This window comes from Virgibacillus halotolerans (assembly GCF_016908515.1).
Taxonomy (GTDB): Bacteria; Bacillota; Bacilli; order Bacillales; family Amphibacillaceae; genus Virgibacillus_M; species Virgibacillus_M halotolerans.
Genome location: NZ_JAFBEA010000006.1, coordinates 26,955 through 43,847, shown reverse-complemented (window position 1 = coordinate 43,847; position 16,893 = coordinate 26,955). Strand labels below are relative to the sequence as shown.

The 16,893-nt window shown below is 38.7% G+C and carries 21 protein-coding genes; 1 reads left to right on the top strand and 20 read right to left on the bottom strand.

Translation table 11 applies throughout. From position 1 onward, the window contains the following. Window positions 1-4 precede the first annotated feature (4 nt). The 9 genes from flgK to JOC34_RS14240 all read right to left on the bottom strand — a co-directional run bounded on the left by flgK (window position 5) and on the right by JOC34_RS14240 (window position 8,472). Entirely contained in the window at window positions 5-1,495 is a 1,491-nt protein-coding gene (gene flgK, locus JOC34_RS14280; RefSeq protein WP_205137449.1) for a flagellar hook-associated protein FlgK, read from the bottom strand. Window positions 1,496-1,507: 12 nt separating this feature from the next. Then, window positions 1,508-1,999 carry a flagellar protein FlgN gene (locus JOC34_RS14275; RefSeq protein ID WP_205137448.1) on the bottom strand — a complete coding sequence of 164 codons (492 nt, stop codon included), beginning with the start codon at window positions 1,997-1,999 and terminating at the stop codon, window positions 1,508-1,510. 51 nt (window positions 2,000-2,050) lie between these two features. Beyond that, entirely contained in the window at window positions 2,051-2,314 is a 264-nt protein-coding gene (gene flgM / locus JOC34_RS14270; RefSeq protein WP_205137447.1) for a flagellar biosynthesis anti-sigma factor FlgM, read from the bottom strand. An 83-nt stretch (window positions 2,315-2,397) separates the two neighbouring features. Continuing rightward, window positions 2,398-2,811 (bottom strand): TIGR03826 family flagellar region protein, encoded by a 414-nt coding sequence (locus JOC34_RS14265; protein WP_205137446.1) that lies wholly within the window; start codon window positions 2,809-2,811, stop codon window positions 2,398-2,400. A 40-nt stretch (window positions 2,812-2,851) separates the two neighbouring features. Next, complete coding sequence (locus JOC34_RS14260) at window positions 2,852-3,532, bottom strand: ComF family protein (protein ID WP_205137445.1); 681 nt, start codon at window positions 3,530-3,532, stop codon at window positions 2,852-2,854. Window position 3,533: 1 nt separating this feature from the next. After that, entirely contained in the window at window positions 3,534-4,955 is a 1,422-nt protein-coding gene (locus JOC34_RS14255) for an ATP-dependent helicase ComFA (RefSeq protein ID WP_205137444.1), read from the bottom strand. A gap of 71 nt (window positions 4,956-5,026) precedes the next feature. After that, complete coding sequence (locus tag JOC34_RS14250; RefSeq protein ID WP_205137443.1) at window positions 5,027-5,869, bottom strand: DegV family protein; 843 nt, start codon at window positions 5,867-5,869, stop codon at window positions 5,027-5,029. Window positions 5,870-6,568: 699 nt separating this feature from the next. Further along, window positions 6,569-7,261 carry a response regulator gene (locus tag JOC34_RS14245; protein ID WP_205137643.1) on the bottom strand — a complete coding sequence of 231 codons (693 nt, stop codon included), beginning with the start codon at window positions 7,259-7,261 and terminating at the stop codon, window positions 6,569-6,571. A gap of 65 nt (window positions 7,262-7,326) precedes the next feature. Then, entirely contained in the window at window positions 7,327-8,472 is a 1,146-nt protein-coding gene (locus JOC34_RS14240; RefSeq protein ID WP_205137442.1) for a sensor histidine kinase, read from the bottom strand. 169 nt (window positions 8,473-8,641) lie between these two features. Between JOC34_RS14240 and JOC34_RS14235 the strand changes: the two genes are divergently transcribed. Then, window positions 8,642-9,286 carry a YigZ family protein gene (locus JOC34_RS14235; RefSeq protein ID WP_205137441.1) on the top strand — a complete coding sequence of 215 codons (645 nt, stop codon included), beginning with the start codon at window positions 8,642-8,644 and terminating at the stop codon, window positions 9,284-9,286. 408 nt (window positions 9,287-9,694) lie between these two features. On the opposite strand, the gene nagB is transcribed toward JOC34_RS14235, so the two are convergent. The 11 genes from nagB to JOC34_RS14180 all read right to left on the bottom strand — a co-directional run bounded on the left by nagB (window position 9,695) and on the right by JOC34_RS14180 (window position 16,724). Continuing rightward, window positions 9,695-10,426: a glucosamine-6-phosphate deaminase gene (gene nagB, locus JOC34_RS14230; RefSeq protein ID WP_205137440.1), complete on the bottom strand. Its 732-nt coding sequence runs from the start codon at window positions 10,424-10,426 to the stop codon at window positions 9,695-9,697. Window positions 10,427-10,430: 4 nt separating this feature from the next. Next, window positions 10,431-11,603, bottom strand: coding sequence for an N-acetylglucosamine-6-phosphate deacetylase (gene nagA / locus JOC34_RS14225; RefSeq protein ID WP_205137439.1), 1,173 nt, complete (start codon window positions 11,601-11,603; stop codon window positions 10,431-10,433). A 53-nt stretch (window positions 11,604-11,656) separates the two neighbouring features. After that, the gene (locus JOC34_RS14220; protein WP_205137438.1) at window positions 11,657-11,800 is read right to left on the bottom strand and encodes a hypothetical protein; all 144 of its coding nucleotides are present in this window, start codon (window positions 11,798-11,800) and stop codon (window positions 11,657-11,659) included. A 115-nt stretch (window positions 11,801-11,915) separates the two neighbouring features. Further along, on the bottom strand, window positions 11,916-12,398 hold the full coding sequence (locus JOC34_RS14215) for a VanZ family protein (protein ID WP_205137437.1): 483 nt from the start codon (window positions 12,396-12,398) through the stop codon (window positions 11,916-11,918). Between the two features lie 87 nt (window positions 12,399-12,485). Then, window positions 12,486-12,815 (bottom strand): helix-turn-helix domain-containing protein, encoded by a 330-nt coding sequence (locus JOC34_RS14210; protein ID WP_205137436.1) that lies wholly within the window; start codon window positions 12,813-12,815, stop codon window positions 12,486-12,488. A gap of 76 nt (window positions 12,816-12,891) precedes the next feature. Next, window positions 12,892-13,023: an anti-repressor SinI family protein gene (locus JOC34_RS14205; protein ID WP_338062682.1), complete on the bottom strand. Its 132-nt coding sequence runs from the start codon at window positions 13,021-13,023 to the stop codon at window positions 12,892-12,894. Window positions 13,024-13,263: 240 nt separating this feature from the next. After that, complete coding sequence (locus JOC34_RS14200) at window positions 13,264-13,920, bottom strand: LPXTG cell wall anchor domain-containing protein (RefSeq protein WP_205137435.1); 657 nt, start codon at window positions 13,918-13,920, stop codon at window positions 13,264-13,266. A 30-nt stretch (window positions 13,921-13,950) separates the two neighbouring features. Further along, entirely contained in the window at window positions 13,951-14,523 is a 573-nt protein-coding gene (gene sipW / locus JOC34_RS14195; protein WP_205137434.1) for a signal peptidase I SipW, read from the bottom strand. Beyond that, window positions 14,520-15,383, bottom strand: a complete 864-nt coding sequence (gene tapA, locus JOC34_RS14190) for an amyloid fiber anchoring/assembly protein TapA (protein ID WP_205137433.1) — start codon at window positions 15,381-15,383, stop codon at window positions 14,520-14,522. Before tapA ends, sipW begins: the two co-directional genes overlap by 4 nt. Window positions 15,384-15,502: 119 nt before the next feature. After that, window positions 15,503-16,072, bottom strand: a complete 570-nt coding sequence (locus tag JOC34_RS14185) for a TasA family protein (RefSeq protein ID WP_205137432.1) — start codon at window positions 16,070-16,072, stop codon at window positions 15,503-15,505. A 73-nt stretch (window positions 16,073-16,145) separates the two neighbouring features. Further along, window positions 16,146-16,724, bottom strand: a complete 579-nt coding sequence (locus JOC34_RS14180; protein ID WP_205137431.1) for a TasA family protein — start codon at window positions 16,722-16,724, stop codon at window positions 16,146-16,148. Window positions 16,725-16,893: the final 169 nt, after the last annotated feature.

Here is a 16,893-nt window from a genome sequence, read left to right as displayed (position 1 = left end):
ATCCCTACCTTCCAACTAACCCCATATTATTAATAATTCGATCAATCATTTCATCAACCGCCGTCATACTTCTTGCTGAGGCGTTATAGGCATGCTGAAATTTAATCATATTTGCCATTTCTTCATCCAGTGACACTGCACTAACTGACATTCGTTGATTTTCCACTTGTGAGCGAAGCGTGTACGTATTTTCCGTCATTCGAATTGCTTCCTGTGCATTAACACCCAGTTCACCAATTATCGATTGATAGAAACTAGTTACAGACGTATTCTTACCCAGGACCTCGAGATTCTCATTAAACATATCTGCTAATTTTCCTGCATTTTCTCCATCACCAGCATTGTTTGCAGCGGAGCTTGCCGCCAGTTTATCTGCATCATTCAGCAGTTCTTGATTCACGGTAATCGAACCTGCAGCACCTTCACCATTTATTTCGAAAAAATCAATACCTTCATTTCCATCCAGATCATAGCCTTGATGGTGCACTTGATTAAATGTTTCTCCAAATGCTTTGGCCATCTTGTTTAGATCCTTTAGCATATCTACATATACACCCGAAACATTCCCATCTGATTCATAACCAAAGGATTCTATCAGTCCTTTTAATGATCCATTAGAATCTAGTATAGATATACCACCAGCCTCCAGCGACGTTACAGCACCCATAGCTTCCTCTGTATATGCAACAGAAATCTCATTTATTTCCCCACTCGGATCGATCAATGTGACACCTAATGGCTTCCCATTACTATCTACCACTTCGATTTTGGCTATTCCTTCCGCAATTGCTGAAGCACCATCACTACTTTTCTCATGCGTCACTTTAATGTTCACAATACTAGAAAGTTGATCAATTAAACGATCCCGTTCATCATATAAATCATTTGCTACATAACCATGCGGTTCTAACTGTTTTACCTGCTCATTTATTCCGTTAATCTGCCGAAGCAATGAATTTGCATCTTTTACAGTAACATCCGTTTGATTTTGTAAATCTGCTCGGATCGAATGTAGTGATTTAGAGAAATAATTAAATGTTTCCGCAACTGCAACTCCACGTTCCACTACAACAGATCTCGCGCCAGCATTGTCCGGGCTGACAGCCAAATCCTGAAGAGATTGCCAAAATTGATCCATTGTTTTTGCTAATCCATTTTCGGAAGGCTCATTCATCAGATCTTCCATACGGCTCAGTGCGGATGCTTTTGTATTCCAGTAGCCTGACTTACTATTTTCCGCACGAAATTGGTAGTCTAAAAAGCTACTACGAACACGTTCCACCGATCCTATTTGAACGCCCGTCCCTATTTGTCCAGGGATTTGCGGACGATTGCGGGATGCAGATGGATATGGATTCATTGCTTCAAAATTAACACGTTGTCTTGAATAACCATCCGTATTTGCATTAGATATATTATGTCCTGTCGTATATAAAGCCGATTGTTGGGCAAATAGGGCTTGTTTAGCCATTTCCAAACCATGAAATGTACTCATCTTTTTACTCCTTTACGCTTTCGAATCAAACACGGACCGTTCAACTGCCTGTGTCGCTTTTTTATTTCCATAATTCATCTGCTTGATGGATGGATTCATCACATCTAGTGACATCTGGACAAAATGCATCGATTGATTGATTAACTCCTGATTTAATTGCTCCTGCTGTTTTAGCTGAATGATGATGTCGGTTAACTGGATTGCTGTTTTTTCCAATTCCCGCTTTGCTTTTTCGTCCTCTATATTGGTTAACATCTCTGTGATGGTCACATTCTGTTGGGTTTGTTGCGTTTCTATCATCCACTCATTTGTCGCAGTTTCCCGTTCTGATTCCGCCTGCTCCAGTAGCCGGATATATTTACGCTCTTTTACGAGCAAAGCCTGCAAGTTATCGACAGATCCCGCAGTAACAATTTCCGTTTTTTCCTGTGATAAATTTAATAAATGTGACTTTACTTGGATTAGTTTTTTCAGTGATTCAATCACTTTTTGAACAGTTATCATGCTGGCCCCCTTTTTGGAACTTGTAAAAGTAAATATGATTTCGCATCGTTTTTATTTTTTCGACCAAAAAGCAATCATTTTTTCCGCTATTTTATCTGGATCAATTTTATATTCCCCGGACGCTATTTCATTTTTTATTTGTTGAACATACGCTGAGCGTTTTGCATACGGTTTTTCGCTTTCCTGCAGTTGTTTTGCCTGGCTGGATATTTCTAATTGGTCTTCCCGATTGATTTCCTTTTTTACATCCGCTTGTTTTTGCATATGACTTTTATAAGGATTGAAATTAGCTTGGTTAGGACCATTGATTTTCATCGTAAGTTCACCTCTTTAAATTGTTAGTTGTTTATAAAAAAACGCTACATCTTCTTCATTCTTATTATCGGTATAGATTGCTTTTATTTAAAGAAATAGTAAGTATTCGTTTTGTCTTTATCACTTTTATGCTTACTTTGCGATTTTGTTTGAAGTGCTTCATGTTCGTTTAATGCTTGCTTTAATTGTGCTGTGCAATGGCTACAAATTCGTCCAGAAACGATAGATGTGCCACACTGTTCACATGCATACGCTAAGTTCGGAAATTGTGATGCCTGCAAACGGCCTTCCTTCAAGAATTTGATAATGAGTGCTTCGTCTATTCCAGTTACTTCCACAATTTCAGCCATTGAAGCTTCTCTATTTTTTTGGTCCATTAAAAAACGGTATACCACTTTAAATGCTGCTTCTTCTTCCTGGTAACAGCCCTGACATATATCACGCATCGTTTTTACGTACAGCGTATCACATCGTGTGCAATTTGCTAATTCAGCCATTGTGGACTCCCCCACTTCTCTTATTATAGCATATTTCCAATTAGCCCCGAATCAATGTAAAAGCATAAACTTCCGGGCAGCCATGCGCTTTTAGTAATGATCCCGCATGACGTAATGTTGTACCTGTTGTATATATATCATCGACTAGAATGACCGATTTGTTAACTGTTTTTGTTAATTTAAATGGATTGTTTGTAGATATTCTTGCTGTCCGTGTCTTTTTGGATTGCTTTTCCCCGTGTATCCTTGTTAGCAACTCTTCACATGGCAATGGTAAAAATTCAGCTAACATTTTAGCTTGATTAAAACCCCTTTCCCGCAATCGCTCTTCACTTAATGGGATTGGTACAAGCAATGCCTCGTTTTTTAAAAAGGCAAATCGTTTAGAAAATACTTGAAATAAATCCAGTTTAAATGCTGTCCCCAATACATAATCACCACGGTACTTCCACTTTGCAATCATATCCTGCATAAATGAATTATAATTAAATATGGAGTAATTAAATGCAATGGAATCCCTTTCCGCATGTTCATTCCACCACTTACAATCCAGGCAAACCGCTTCTTCCGACAATCTACTGCATTTTTTGCATCGACTTCCTTGTAAATATTCCAATTTCCCTTCACATTCCCCACACAGTGATTTAGGTTTCGCAAGCATAAAAATGTTTTCCCAGTTTATTTCCGGTATGATTTGGCGATCGCACCACAAACAATTCATTTTAGTGAAACCCTCCCCGCTTATTCATTAAACGAATCGAATCAACTGCCTCAACCATTGCATCCGTTCTACCATCATGAAAAAAGACCACTTCCCCAGTTGGATCATCTGGACTCCTGCCGGCTCTTCCAGCGATTTGTACGAGTGCCGCCTCATCGAAGACTTCATGCCCCGCATCTAAAATAACAACATCCACTGAGGGAAACGTCACACCTCTTTCTAGAATCGTGGTCGTAATCATGATCAAGATATCCTTTTTTCTAAAAGCCTGCACCTTTTCCGTACGGTCTGGATCCTGTGCATGAACAGCTGCCAACTCATTGGTCGATTTGATTAACCCTTCCTTTCGAAACCGGACAAAAAGCTGATCCCTCATGTTATCCGCTAACTGGATGGTTGGTACGAAGATCAATAATTGACGCGTTTGATGCTTTCTGTTTTTAAGCCACTTCATCAGTGCTAATGGGACTTCACTTTTCTGCAATTCTTTTTTCAGGGAAAAACTCATCTTCATCGTTGGCACTGGTAAAGGGTGACCATGAAAACGAATGGGCACAAATATGTGTGGAAGTTTATTTCCTACCATTTGCCTGCGCTGTTCCTGCCTTGGGGTAGCGGTTAAGTAGATTGTCGTGTGTTGGGGCGCCTTAGCGCGGTTGGCTGCGAATGGTAAGGATGCATCCGCATGGAAAGGGAAGGCGTCAATTTCATCGATGATTAATAAGTCAAAAGCTTCTCGATAACGAAGTAATTGGTGGGTAGTGGCAATAATGATTTGTGCGGTTCCAGCTCGGTCCTTGCTACCGCCATATAATCCTTGAACAGGAACATGTTGGAATGCCTTTTGTAGACGAGGCATCAGTTCACGCACTACATCTGCCCTTGGTGTGGCAATACAAATACGTTTTCCTGCAGATAATGCTGTTGCCATTCCTGGAAAAAGCATTTCCGTTTTTCCCGCACCACAAACCGCCCATATTAACAGCTCTTGTTGATGGTTGTTCACAGCGTTAACTATATGATCTGCAGCACGTTGCTGGGCTGCCGTCAACTGCCCATCCCATGTACAAGGGGCTTCATGTTCCAGCCATTTAACAGGCTTTCCAGTCCAATAATATAGTGGTTCGGAATCGATGACACGTCCCATTTCAATACAGTTACGGCAATAGTGGAGGATTTTCTTACCAGACGTGCGGGGTAATGTAGCAAATAATGATCTTTTTTGGTTACCACAGCGTTGACATTGATACGTAAACTTTTTTCTTTTAATCGATTGGACAGGTGTAAATAAATGTAATGAGAGGAGTTGCTGAAAAGTGTTTTCATCTAATAGGATTTCTGTTCGTAAAAGGAGTTTTCCCGAAAATTGTCGCGCGTAGATTTCCAATGGAGGACTGTCATGTGAGGTGTTTTTTATGTCCATGTTTTCACATTCTTCCTTTATTTTTTGTTCGAGGATAAAGATGTAGCTACCAACCGGATGGCTGGTAGCAGTTAAACCTTATACCAGGCGGCTGCAATCGTTCCCTCGCCCAGGTGCGTTCCAATCACCGGTCCAATATACGCGATGGTTGTTTCTGTGGTTGGGAATTTCTCGTTGAATTCCTCACGGAGCTCAATCGCTGCCTGTTCATTATTAGAATGAATAAATGCGACCCGGAGTTTATCTCCCCCGTTTGCTTCTTCTTCAAGCAATTCCATGATCCGTCGAACTGCTTTTTTCCTTGTACGGATTTTCTCAAATGGTACAATCACTTTATCTACAAAGTGTAAAATTGGTTTCACTTGCAATAAGCTGCCAAGGATTGCCTGTGCGTTGTTCAAGCGCCCTCCTCGTTGAAGGTTACTAAGGTCATCCACCATGAAATAGGCACGCATGCTTTGCTTCACTTCATCTAAGCGTTGGATAATTTCATCTGGCGTTTTATTTGCACGTGCCATCTCCACAGCTTCCCAAACATAATAAGCTTGTGGCATACAACTGATTTCACTGTCATACGTATAAACGTCAATTCCTTCCACCATTTCCCCCGCGCTTGCCACTGTTTGAAAAGTACCGCTGATACCACTGGAAAGATGAATGGAAATCACCGCATCATAATCCTTTGCCAATTCCTTCAATTTTGCTGTTACTTCACCAATGGACGGCTGTGAGGATTTGGGTAAAGTCTTTGCATCTCTTAGCTTTTGATAGAATGCTTCTGTAGAAATATCTATTTCTTCTCGATAAGTCGTATCTTCAAACGTGACACTTAGCGGGACCATATGAATATGATGCTTGTCCCGTACATCCTTAGGGATATATGCCGTACTGTCAGACATCACAGCAATTTTCATATATAACTCTCTCCAATCTAAAGTCGATCAACAAGCAGATGAATACACACTATATATTACATGAAACCAACCAAAAATGCATTATATCTCCTGCAAAAAGGTTAAATAAAAGCCCTGGTACAACCATGTATCAGGGCAAAATAATCTTATGTTACGATGGGCTCTTTTCTTATAGTGTGTTGTTACTCAGTCTTTACCATGCGTCAGAAATAAGTTCACTTTCCTCAGGACTTATGCCAGGACGTGACCTTTTTTAGCCGACGTCATTAGTAGTATCACATATTTTCTCTGCTCGTAAGCCTTCATTTATAGACATTCTGAGCGGAACGAATACGCGTAGACTCCTGCGGGAATAGTGGCCAGAGTGAGACCCCACAGAACGAAGAAGGCCACTGAAAAAGTGGTAGATTTTAAAAATCTTGTCTTTTTATCTTCACCTAGCATCTCGAATATACGGAGACTCCTGCGGGAAGTAAGAGATCGACGAGACCCCGCAGGACGGTAGTCCGAGGAGACTCGACACTCGCCCGCGGAAAGCGCAGTGTATTCGAAGATGCGATGGTAGATCCGCATATTTTAGTGCTATATTTAACTTTTTCAGTGACCTCACGAAGTTCGAGGAGGCACACGGGTCACCCGCGGAAAGCGAAGTGTATTCGGGCCGCGGGCTAAATTGTAACAATCTTTTATAAAACAGCCTTACAGCACTTCCACCCAGCCATTGCGGATAGCCATTACAACTGCTTGGGTACGGTCATTCACATTAATTTTTTGTAGAATATTACTTACATGATTCTTAACAGTTTTTTCACTGATGTATAAGGACTCGGACACTCCACGATTGCTTTTTCCATCTGCTATTAATTGCAATACCTGACATTCCCTATTGGTAAGAATATGCAATGGTTTCGTATATTCAATACTGCTATCTATCACATTTGTTGTTTTCGATTGCGCTAATCGACGATACTCTCGCACCAAATTGTGCGTTACTTTTGGATGCAAATAAGAGCCACCATCATTTACAACCTTAATCGCTTCAATTAAAGAATCTGAATCCATTTCTTTTAATAGATATCCCTGTGCACCAGTTGTCAATGCATGTGTTACATAGCTTTCATCATCATGTATTGATAGAATAATAACCTTTGTATTCGGAAAATATTTTACCAGATTTGCCGTTGCTTCTACACCATTCATATCCGGCATATTAATATCCATTAAAACAACATCCGGTTCATTTTCTCTCACTAGTTTTGAGGCTTCTGATCCATCGCTTCCTTCGGCCAACACATTAAATGCTGGTTCAAACTCCAAGATGCGTTTTACACCCTCCCGAAACAGTTTGTGGTCATCAATTAAAACAATACTGATCGTTTTTTCGCTATTCATCATTTTGTTCCTCCTAGGTTATTTTTCAGAATCCCCATGCTAATCAATAACTCGATAATCTGTTTTTATGATGCTGTAATTGTATGCGGAACTTTAATGAGAATAGAAGTTCCTTTCCCCACCGCAGAATCAATACTCAGTTTCCCTTCAAGCATTTCTACTCGTTCCCTCATTCCAATCAGTCCGAACGACTTATCTTTTTTCATTGATGGGTCAAAGCCTTTGCCATTATCTTTAATGATCATGGTTATGTAACTTTTACAGATTTCCAATTTCACTTGGATGAGCGACGCTTCAGCATGTTTTATTGCATTTTGTACAGCTTCCTGAACCAAACGGAAAAATGCGACTTCATATTTTTGATGTAACCGCTGATCTTCGCCAAGCGCCGTAAATTCAACCGTGGTATTGTTATAGTCTGCAATATTCCCAACATATTTTCTAATGGTTGGAATCAGTCCCAAATCATCCAACGCCATTGGACGCAAATCATAGATAATTCGTCTGACTTCATATAAAGAAGTGCGGATCATCTGTCGGACACTTTTTATTTCAATGAGTGCCTGGTCCACATTTCCCCCACGGAAGGATCGGTCAACAAGTTCTGAGCGAAGCAAGATATTCGCAAGCATTTGAGCAGGTCCATCGTGAATTTCCCGTGAAATCTTCCTGCGCTCCTCTTCCTGTGCTTCAATAATTTTTAAACCAAACTCCTGTTTTTCCTTTGCTTCCTCAATCATTTCATTTACTTGTCTAAAATCATCATGTAAATAAGTAAGAATAACCGAAATTTTACTTGCTAAACTTTCTGCCCGTTCAATAGTGTGAATCAGAGCAACCAATCTTCTTTCTAAATCATCCCGCTTCTCGCGAAGTATTTTTTCTTCTTGCTGAATCATAGCGAGCTTTGTTTGCATCGCATGCGTGTTTTCATAAACAGTTCGAATCTCATCTTCTCCATAACGATCGAAAAATTTACTCACTTCCGCTAATCGTTGTCTGGAAAATTTGACTTTTTGTTCAAGCTTATCCCCATTATCAATATGACGAATTACCTTTTCTTTCGTTTCCTTTAACTCCTTAGCAAGGTATCCATGCTCACTACGTGCTTCTTCACTAATATTAAAAATTTCATCTTTACTATTTTCGACAACTTCTATCATTTCATCAATGACATAATCCAATGCATGCTCGGTAACTTTTTGTGCCATCGTTTTCCACCAACCTATGTTATAATTATACGTAAAATTGTTACTTTTTTATAGGGCCTTTGTACACACTTAAAGGAATTTTTTTCAAGTTATTGCTACTTACGATCAAAAAGCTGTCAAACATGTAGTACTATCTACTATAATGCCCCTTTAGGAGGTTAAAATCAATATGTTATCTAATTATTTCACAGTGAAAAAAGAAGGCTCTGATCAAATAATCATACAAAAGTCCCGTTTTATTGGTTATGTGAAACGTGTAGAATCTGAGGAAGCTGCCCAAGCATTCATCCAAGAAATCAAGAAAAAACATCATGATGCGACACATAATTGCTCCGCCTACATGATTGGTGAAAATGACCAAATCCAAAAAGCAAACGATGATGGTGAGCCCAGCGGTACTGCAGGTGTACCAATATTAGAAGTATTAAAGAAGCAGCATTTAAAGGATACCGCCGTCGTTGTTACGAGGTATTTTGGAGGTATTAAACTGGGTGCGGGAGGACTCATACGCGCTTATGGAAACACCACATCACAAGCCATACAAACGACAGGTGTTGTAAATCGCCAACGTATGCAAGGATATTCCATTACGGTTGACTATACATTGTTAGGGAAGCTTGAAAACGTATTACGTACTTCCGATCATATACTAAAATCAATAAATTATCTAGAAAAAGTCGAATTTATCGTATATGTAAAAATAGGCGAAGAACAAAAATTCCTGGACTGGATAGTAGATTTAACAAGCGATACAGCAATTATTGAGGAAAAAGATACTGCTTATATCGAAACAGATAAAACGCCGGAAACCTAAATTGATATAAAGTGAACTTCATTCAGTGGGAATTTTCAACGTACAGGACGTCGCGAATTTCTGCTTCCATCACGAGTAACCTAAGGTAACCTTTCTTCTCTAAAAAGAAAAAACGAGGATTTTCTCTTTGTTTACTTTTTTAATCATACAAGGATAGATAACTGCTAAGAACTAACTATCATCAAAGCTTAAGAAATATACGTAGACTCCTGCAGGAAAAGCGTAGTCGCTGAGACCCCGCAAGAAAAGTGGTCTTCTTTTCTGAGGAGACTCAGTGCAAGCCCGCGGAAAGCGGAGTATATTTCTGGATCGACACGTATTGGATAACGTCCTTCGTTCATACTTTCTTTATTGGTAAAAAAATCCATCAGCAACTAATGTCTGATGGATTTTTCATTTATTCTCAAATTATGCTTTTACTTTTGATAATGCCGCTTCATCCGCAATAACTGTCACATGAGCATGTTTTTGCAGGATAGACGCAGGGAAATCTTCTGTTACTTCACCTTCAATTAAATGTGCGATAGCTTCTGCCTTATTTTCACCGGAAGCTAATAAGACAATTTCTTTGCTTTCCATAATGGATTCAATTCCCATTGTAATGGCATTCGTTGGAACTTCATCCAATGAATTAAAAAATCGAGCATTTACATTACGGGTAGATTCATCCAGATCGATCACCTGGGTTCTACTTGAAAAAGAAGTGCCAGGTTCATTAAATCCGATATGACCATTTGTTCCAATTCCCAGTATTTGTAAATCAATATATCCCGCTTCACGGATTAGCGCCTCATAATCACTGCATTCCTTCTCTAAGTCTTCGGCAGCACCATTTGGCAAATGTGTTTGTTCATTGGAAATATCAACATGATTAAACAACTTTTCATTCATAAAATGGTTATAGCTGTTTGGATCATTTTTATCTAAACCAACATATTCATCTAAATTAAAAGTTGTTGCATTTTTAAATGAGGCTCTTTTTTGTTTATATTCTTCAATTAGACATTCGTATAAACCTTCTGGTGTTGAACCTGTGGCTAAACCAAATATAGGATTTTCTAATTGATGAAGCTTGTTTACGACGATAGAGCACGCTTCTTCACTCATTTTTGCATAATCTTTCACTTTAATAATTTTCATTTTCTTACTCCTCTTCAAAAGCAATTTCACCACGACAAATGGTGTACTTAATATTTAATGCATCATCAACAAGTAGCACGTCCGCGTCTTTACCTTGCGCAATGCTTCCTTTTTGTTGAAAAACATGAACCTGTTTTGCCGGATTAATGGAAGCCATCTCAATAATATTCTTTATCGATACATCTGGCAATTGAAGCATTTGCTGTGCACCTTCATGCATTTTCAATATACTTCCAGCTAACGTCCCGTTTTCCAAAACTGCCCGGTCCTTTGTAACTTTAACAGGCTGTCCACCAAGTTCATAATTCCCAGGTTGCAAGCATTTCGCACGCATCGCATCGGTAATTAAAATCAATCGTTCACTACCCATATTCGTATAAATCAGCTCAAGCATTTCAGGCGAAACATGAATACCGTCCGCAATTAGTTCAGCACGTAAATTCTCCAATTTAAATGCTGCACCAACTACCCCGATATCACGATGATGAATACCTGACATTGCATTACATAAATGGGTTACTTGCCTCACCCCAGCCGCAACAGCTTGTTTCATTCCCGTAAAGTCGGTTGCTGTATGCCCTGCAGAGACATTCACACCAGACTGATATAAATAATTTATGAAGGAACCGTTATTATCATGTTCAGGGGCCATCGTAATTGTTTTGATTTTATGACCTGACAAACTTTGCCATTGTTTAAACTGCTCGATATCTGGTTCCATAATATATTGGATAGGCTGTGCACCAGCCCTGCCTTTTTCAATAAAAGGTCCTTCTAAATGCAGTCCAATCATTTCAGCCTGTCCTGGTTTATTTTGATAATTGGCTGCATTGATTAAGGCACCTTCAATATTTTCCGGTGACTGTGTAATCGTTGTTGCCAGAAAGCTCGTTGTACCTTCCGCTGGTAAAATCTGTGCCATTGTATCAAGAGCGACCTCCGTCGCATCCATGACATCTGCACCATTTGCACCGTGAATATGTCCGTCAATAAAACCTGGAATGACATTTAAACCTGCCCCATCGATAATATGTACATCATTAGGCAAGTCAGATAAGGCCTGGTTAGCGATTAACTTTATTTTTCCATTTTCAAGCAATAATGAACCATTTACATAAATATCTTCTTCCGTGAAAACTTTTGCATTTTTAATATATATGGCCGTGTTACTTACCATTAGATCAATCCTCTCAACCTTTTCCATTCACATGAAAAAATGCTGCATTTCTTCTAAAACGTAGCTTCCATACTTGTATTGCTTTTAAGTTCGTTAATTAACAACTGGATTAATTCCTCTGAAGATTGTATTTTTTCATTTTCTGTATCAGCAATTAACTTTTCCAGCATCACTTTATATCTTTCCTGCTCGCCCATTCTCTTCACCCTTCTCTACCATTTGTTTTGTATAACAAACACGATGGATATGAAATCGTACTTTATATTATATATCAAATTTTAGTCGAATAAAAACATTTCTTCATTCTTTTTGTCATTTAATTTTTACTTTGTGGATCATCAGCAGTAAAAAGACCGCCAATAAGGCTCCAAAGCTGTCTATAAAAACGTCACCAATATACGCAGTTCTATTCGACGTAAATCCTTGATGAAACTCATCTAAAGTAGCATATGCAACGGTAAGGAAAAATGAAATGGAGATAGCAGGAATTAATGAGATCGTGCACGCCTTTTTTAATGCCATATAAAAAAAGCATAATAAAAGAAAGAACACAGCGACATGCGTTCCTTTTCGAATGAAAAATTCAATAAATCCATTTATACCTAGCGAGACTACACTTACTTCAGCGTGATTATAGCTGAATGAAGTCCATCCTAATAGCGGTTCCATGAAAGAAAGATCCAGCTTTCCAGATAAATATGGTTTTATATCCTGTTTTTCATAAGGCTGACCGGAAGCATAGAAAATAACCCCTATCCAGCATATAGCCAATAACCAGTACAAATATTTACCCATGTATCAATCACCTTGCTGTCTTTTTCTACTACTTATAGGCTTTCATACGAGAAAAACCGTGAGCATTACATCGCTAACGGTTTTTTCCTAGTCTTCCTGCTTGTTTCTCCATTTATTGAACGCCAGATACTCTTTAAACTGTTCTTTCGTAACACCGGAATCCATTGCCTCTTGTACAATCTTCAGCCATTCATCATCCAGTTCTTCCAGACTCTGTGAATCTTTCTCATTAATGATATCGTTCACAGAAACGCCCAAAACATTACTTATCTTCTCAATAAACTGAATCGATGGATTTGATTGCAGGTCCCTTTCGATTGAACTTAAATACGACTTTGCAACATTAGCCTTTTCAGCTAATTCAGATATAGACATCTTCTTGTCTTGACGTAATTTTTTTATGGTTTCACCAATCAAGTCCATCACCTTCTTTCACAGCGCATTATATCACATTTTAGGTGATGCTTTCTATTCCTAACAGATAAATTTTCATTCACTTTGCCGCTTCCTCCGTCCCTGCTAGAAATAGCCGGACTTCTTCTATTGTTATCCCTTGTACTTTTGCTTCTTTCATCAATATAACCCATTCACAGTCTAAGGCAATAATTTCAGTTACTTTTTCCACGTCATCGTCCCCCATTATTCTTCTCAGATTATCTGCTTGTCGTCCTGTCTTTTCTATGACTATCATACTATATAATACTGCCTTAAAGGGTGTCTTGTTTTGGCTTATTGCTTCTAGTTTTGTAGAATAGGAAAATCAAAATGTGCGATTCCTGTCACATCTTTTATCGAGAGACCAACTAGTTCCTTTTTCACTAAAAAAGTTGCCCTGATTACAGCTTTAGTATCAAGGTAAGTTCTATCAGGTGTTCATTTTACATCGATTGTATCGGATTAACCATCCACCGCCAGCTAACAAAAGCGCACCGACGAGAATCATATTAAAAACACTTGTTGCTGTAGCGGGGAGTTCTGATCCGCTGCTCCCACTTGCTCCGGGACCTCCATCATCACCACTAATCGTACCGCTGATCGCTTTTTCATCCTTACTATTATCGCTCCCTTCTGCACTGAAAAAAAGTGTAAACTTGGCATCTAATCCCTGAAACTCATTTCCTAAATGCGTAGGAAAGCGTACAGTAAAGTCAATTTCTTCCTGTTTAGCAGGTTTTAGACTTCTTGATTCCAGTTGCTTAAAATCTGCAAGTTTGCCATTATATAATTCTCCCTGAGCGTCTTCCACTTCAAGCAGTAATTCATTAAACAATTTCATTGATTGCTTATCCGGCTGCAATGTCGTAGCATAACTAAATTCCTGTAAACCATTATTTTGTACGACAACCGTTCTTGGTGCCCAATCGCCAGGCTTCATGTTATCTACATCAAATAAAACTTCACCTGGCATAATGTCGAGAGTGATTTCTCCTTGTGCTGACGCACTAGATAGATTTACCACACTGAGATATACCAATGCCGTCAGCAAACTGATGATGAATAGATTTACTTTTTTGGTGTTCATAAGCATCTTCCTCGTATTAGATTATATTACTTACTTTGCCTCGGCTATTTTCGTTTTATCTTTATCTTCCAATTCTCTAAGTGCACGCCAGATTGTAAAACCAGCATAGCCAAGCATGATCACACCAGGGAATATCAGAAAGACAATGGCCCCGTTCGGCGATTGGGCAAAGCTTATTAGGTAACCAATATATGGAACAGTAACGCCACTATATACACCCACCACATTTTCTGCTAAAACCGGATTTCTGTCTGCCGCGTTATTGTTGTCGCCCTTTGTCGTGTAGAGCACACCATTTCCAGTTTCCGTAATATCAGTAATTCTGTGCGTGATTAATTTATTTTCTTCTTCCATAAAAGTGATGACATCACCCTTTTTGAAATTTGAACCGTCCGTCACTTTTTGAACAGCAATAATGGATCCGGTTTGGATACCCGGTTCCATCGATCCAGAAAGAACCGTTTTTAGTTGGTATCCTAATACTTCAGGTTCTCCTCCGGAAAGCTTTGTAGATATCACTAACAACGCAACTCCTATGAGCAATACCATTAAGATACTTGTTACCATTCGATTCAACCACTTCATCACTTTACGTTTCTTCATTCTTCTTCACTCTCCTGTTCATTATCATCTGATTTGGTTTTTACTTCCGATTTTGACTCCCCGTTTGTTTTGGCCTTCATTTCTGTTTTTCCCTCTTTTTTATTCTCCTTGGCTGATTTTTCTTTCGCTGCGTCCTGTTTATCTTCGTCTTCTTTTTCCACCTTTTCCGGATTTTCTTTTTCTGTATCTTTTTCTATATTTTTCTCCGTTTCATTTGTCCCCGTCTGTTGTTCCTCCGATTCCTGCTTTACCTCTTTAGACGTACTATCTTCTTTGTTCGTTTCCTTCACTTTTTCTTTTGGTTCTTCCGTATTCTTTGGCTTACTATCAGAAGGGCAATGAACCTTGATCCACTCACTCCATGTTTTCTGTTCTTTTAAATCATCATTACTTTGATTTGCCAAAAACACATAGGTTCCCGGTTTATCTGTTTTATATACCAGTTCAATCGTATTCCCACTTTGAACCGCTTGAATATTCCCCTTATCTTCATCGAGTTTGACCTTCGTGCCCTGTTTTTCCGGGTTTCCATTTTCTACATGGTACACTTCATACGTACTATCACTTTTCATATCAGTGCCAGTGTTTTTTAACGTTACCTTCATCTCAACAGATTGGTCACATGCTTTAATATTTTGATTGCCTTTCTTTACAAATTTCAATAGACTACCATCCGGTTCCTCCCAATCTCCGATCCTAATTACGTTTTCCGTTTGATTGGTTGTAGTAAAGTTTGCTGCCGTAGTTGACGTTAAATAACTGGTCGAAAAAAGGACTACATACCAAACAAGTACTACTTTTAACAAGATGATCAATCCTTTATTTTTTAATTTAAATTTATTCAATCGTGTACTTCGCAAAATCAATCTCCACCTTTCAAAATAAGTTAGTAGCTATTATAAATATTCGAAAACGCAGAAATTACGTTTTGCGCTTTTGAATATTTATAAGGACCGGAAGAGGAAGATTCCCCTTCCACCTAATTATCAAAATTTAGTTTACCATCTCTTTGAACAGCCTCGAATTCCCATATCAGTTTTAATTCGTCTCCCTGAAAGTGGTTTTGATTTCCACCATCATCAATAAATTCAAATTTGACAGTATACTTTTCTGCTTTACTTTTTGCCGGGAATTCTTTTAATACCCGGACAGGATTCTTTTTCAGTTCTGATAACGTCTGTTGATGTACAAGTTCTTCTTTACCGTGAACTTTGTTTAGATATTTCACCTGAATATGATCCCCAAGATCATCCCCATTATTTGTGGGTTTTTGATCAATTACTTCATAATCGGTGTTTAAAATGACCTCTTTCATATCGACAGTCCCATCATTTGTTAACTCAAAACTACCGAGAATAGTGTCCCCTGGAACAAGATCCCCTATTTCAATAATAGATTCTTTATTGATGCCAAGATCGAGCATGCCATTGGCAAAAGTATTGTTGGTCACTTCCGTATCATTAAAGTAGGCGTATGTTCCGCCACCGATTAGACTGAGACCAATTGCGGCAGTAGCCATTCCCGTTATTAATCTTTTTTTTATAGTCATTTGTAGACTCCTTTCACTATTTTTTTAAAATAGAACAAGGAGAAGAAAGGATTTTCTTCTCCTCTATGTTGAATTATCTTTTTTCACCTTTAGTTTGTTGCGCATCGAACGTCCATTCAAGTGTGATGGATTGGTCTTGCAACTCATTTTGATCCTCGCCACTATCAACAAATTCAAATTGCACATAAAAATCATCTGTTGTACCTGCTTTTAACCCACTTTTCTCACCGAAAAAGGACCAAATTTTCTTTTGTACTGCATCTGGTGCAGTTCCTTTAAGCTGATCTAATGTTGTAGAATAAACAATATCATTCGGTTGAACAAGGCCACTTTTATCTATATTTTGCAGGAAGTTAACTCTGAGATGTTTTGCAAATTCCTCATTATCATAAGATGTCGTTAGCAATACTTTGGAAATATCAAGGCTTCCGTTGTTTTCTAGTTTAAACGTACGATTCATCCAGTCACCTGGTTTTAAATTATCTACTTTAATAATCTGAGTTGGGTTTACCGCTAGATCTAACGTTCCAGATGCAAAATCAGCCGTCGCTTCCGCTGTATCGCTAAAATAAGCAAATGTTCCTCCACCAATTAATCCAATTCCTAATACTGCTGTTGCTACGCCCATACCTAATTTTTTCTTCAAGTTCATTTTGTTTCCCCCTGTATTTTTGATTTTTTCTTGCCTTTGAAGAACGAAATAACTTCTATTGCTGTTTTCTTGAAGTCCGAGATGTTTTGTACTTTACCAAATCACTTTTCTCCGCTAGAATGGAGGTGTATCGCTTGATATGTTATTTGGTCACTGAATTTCCTCCTTT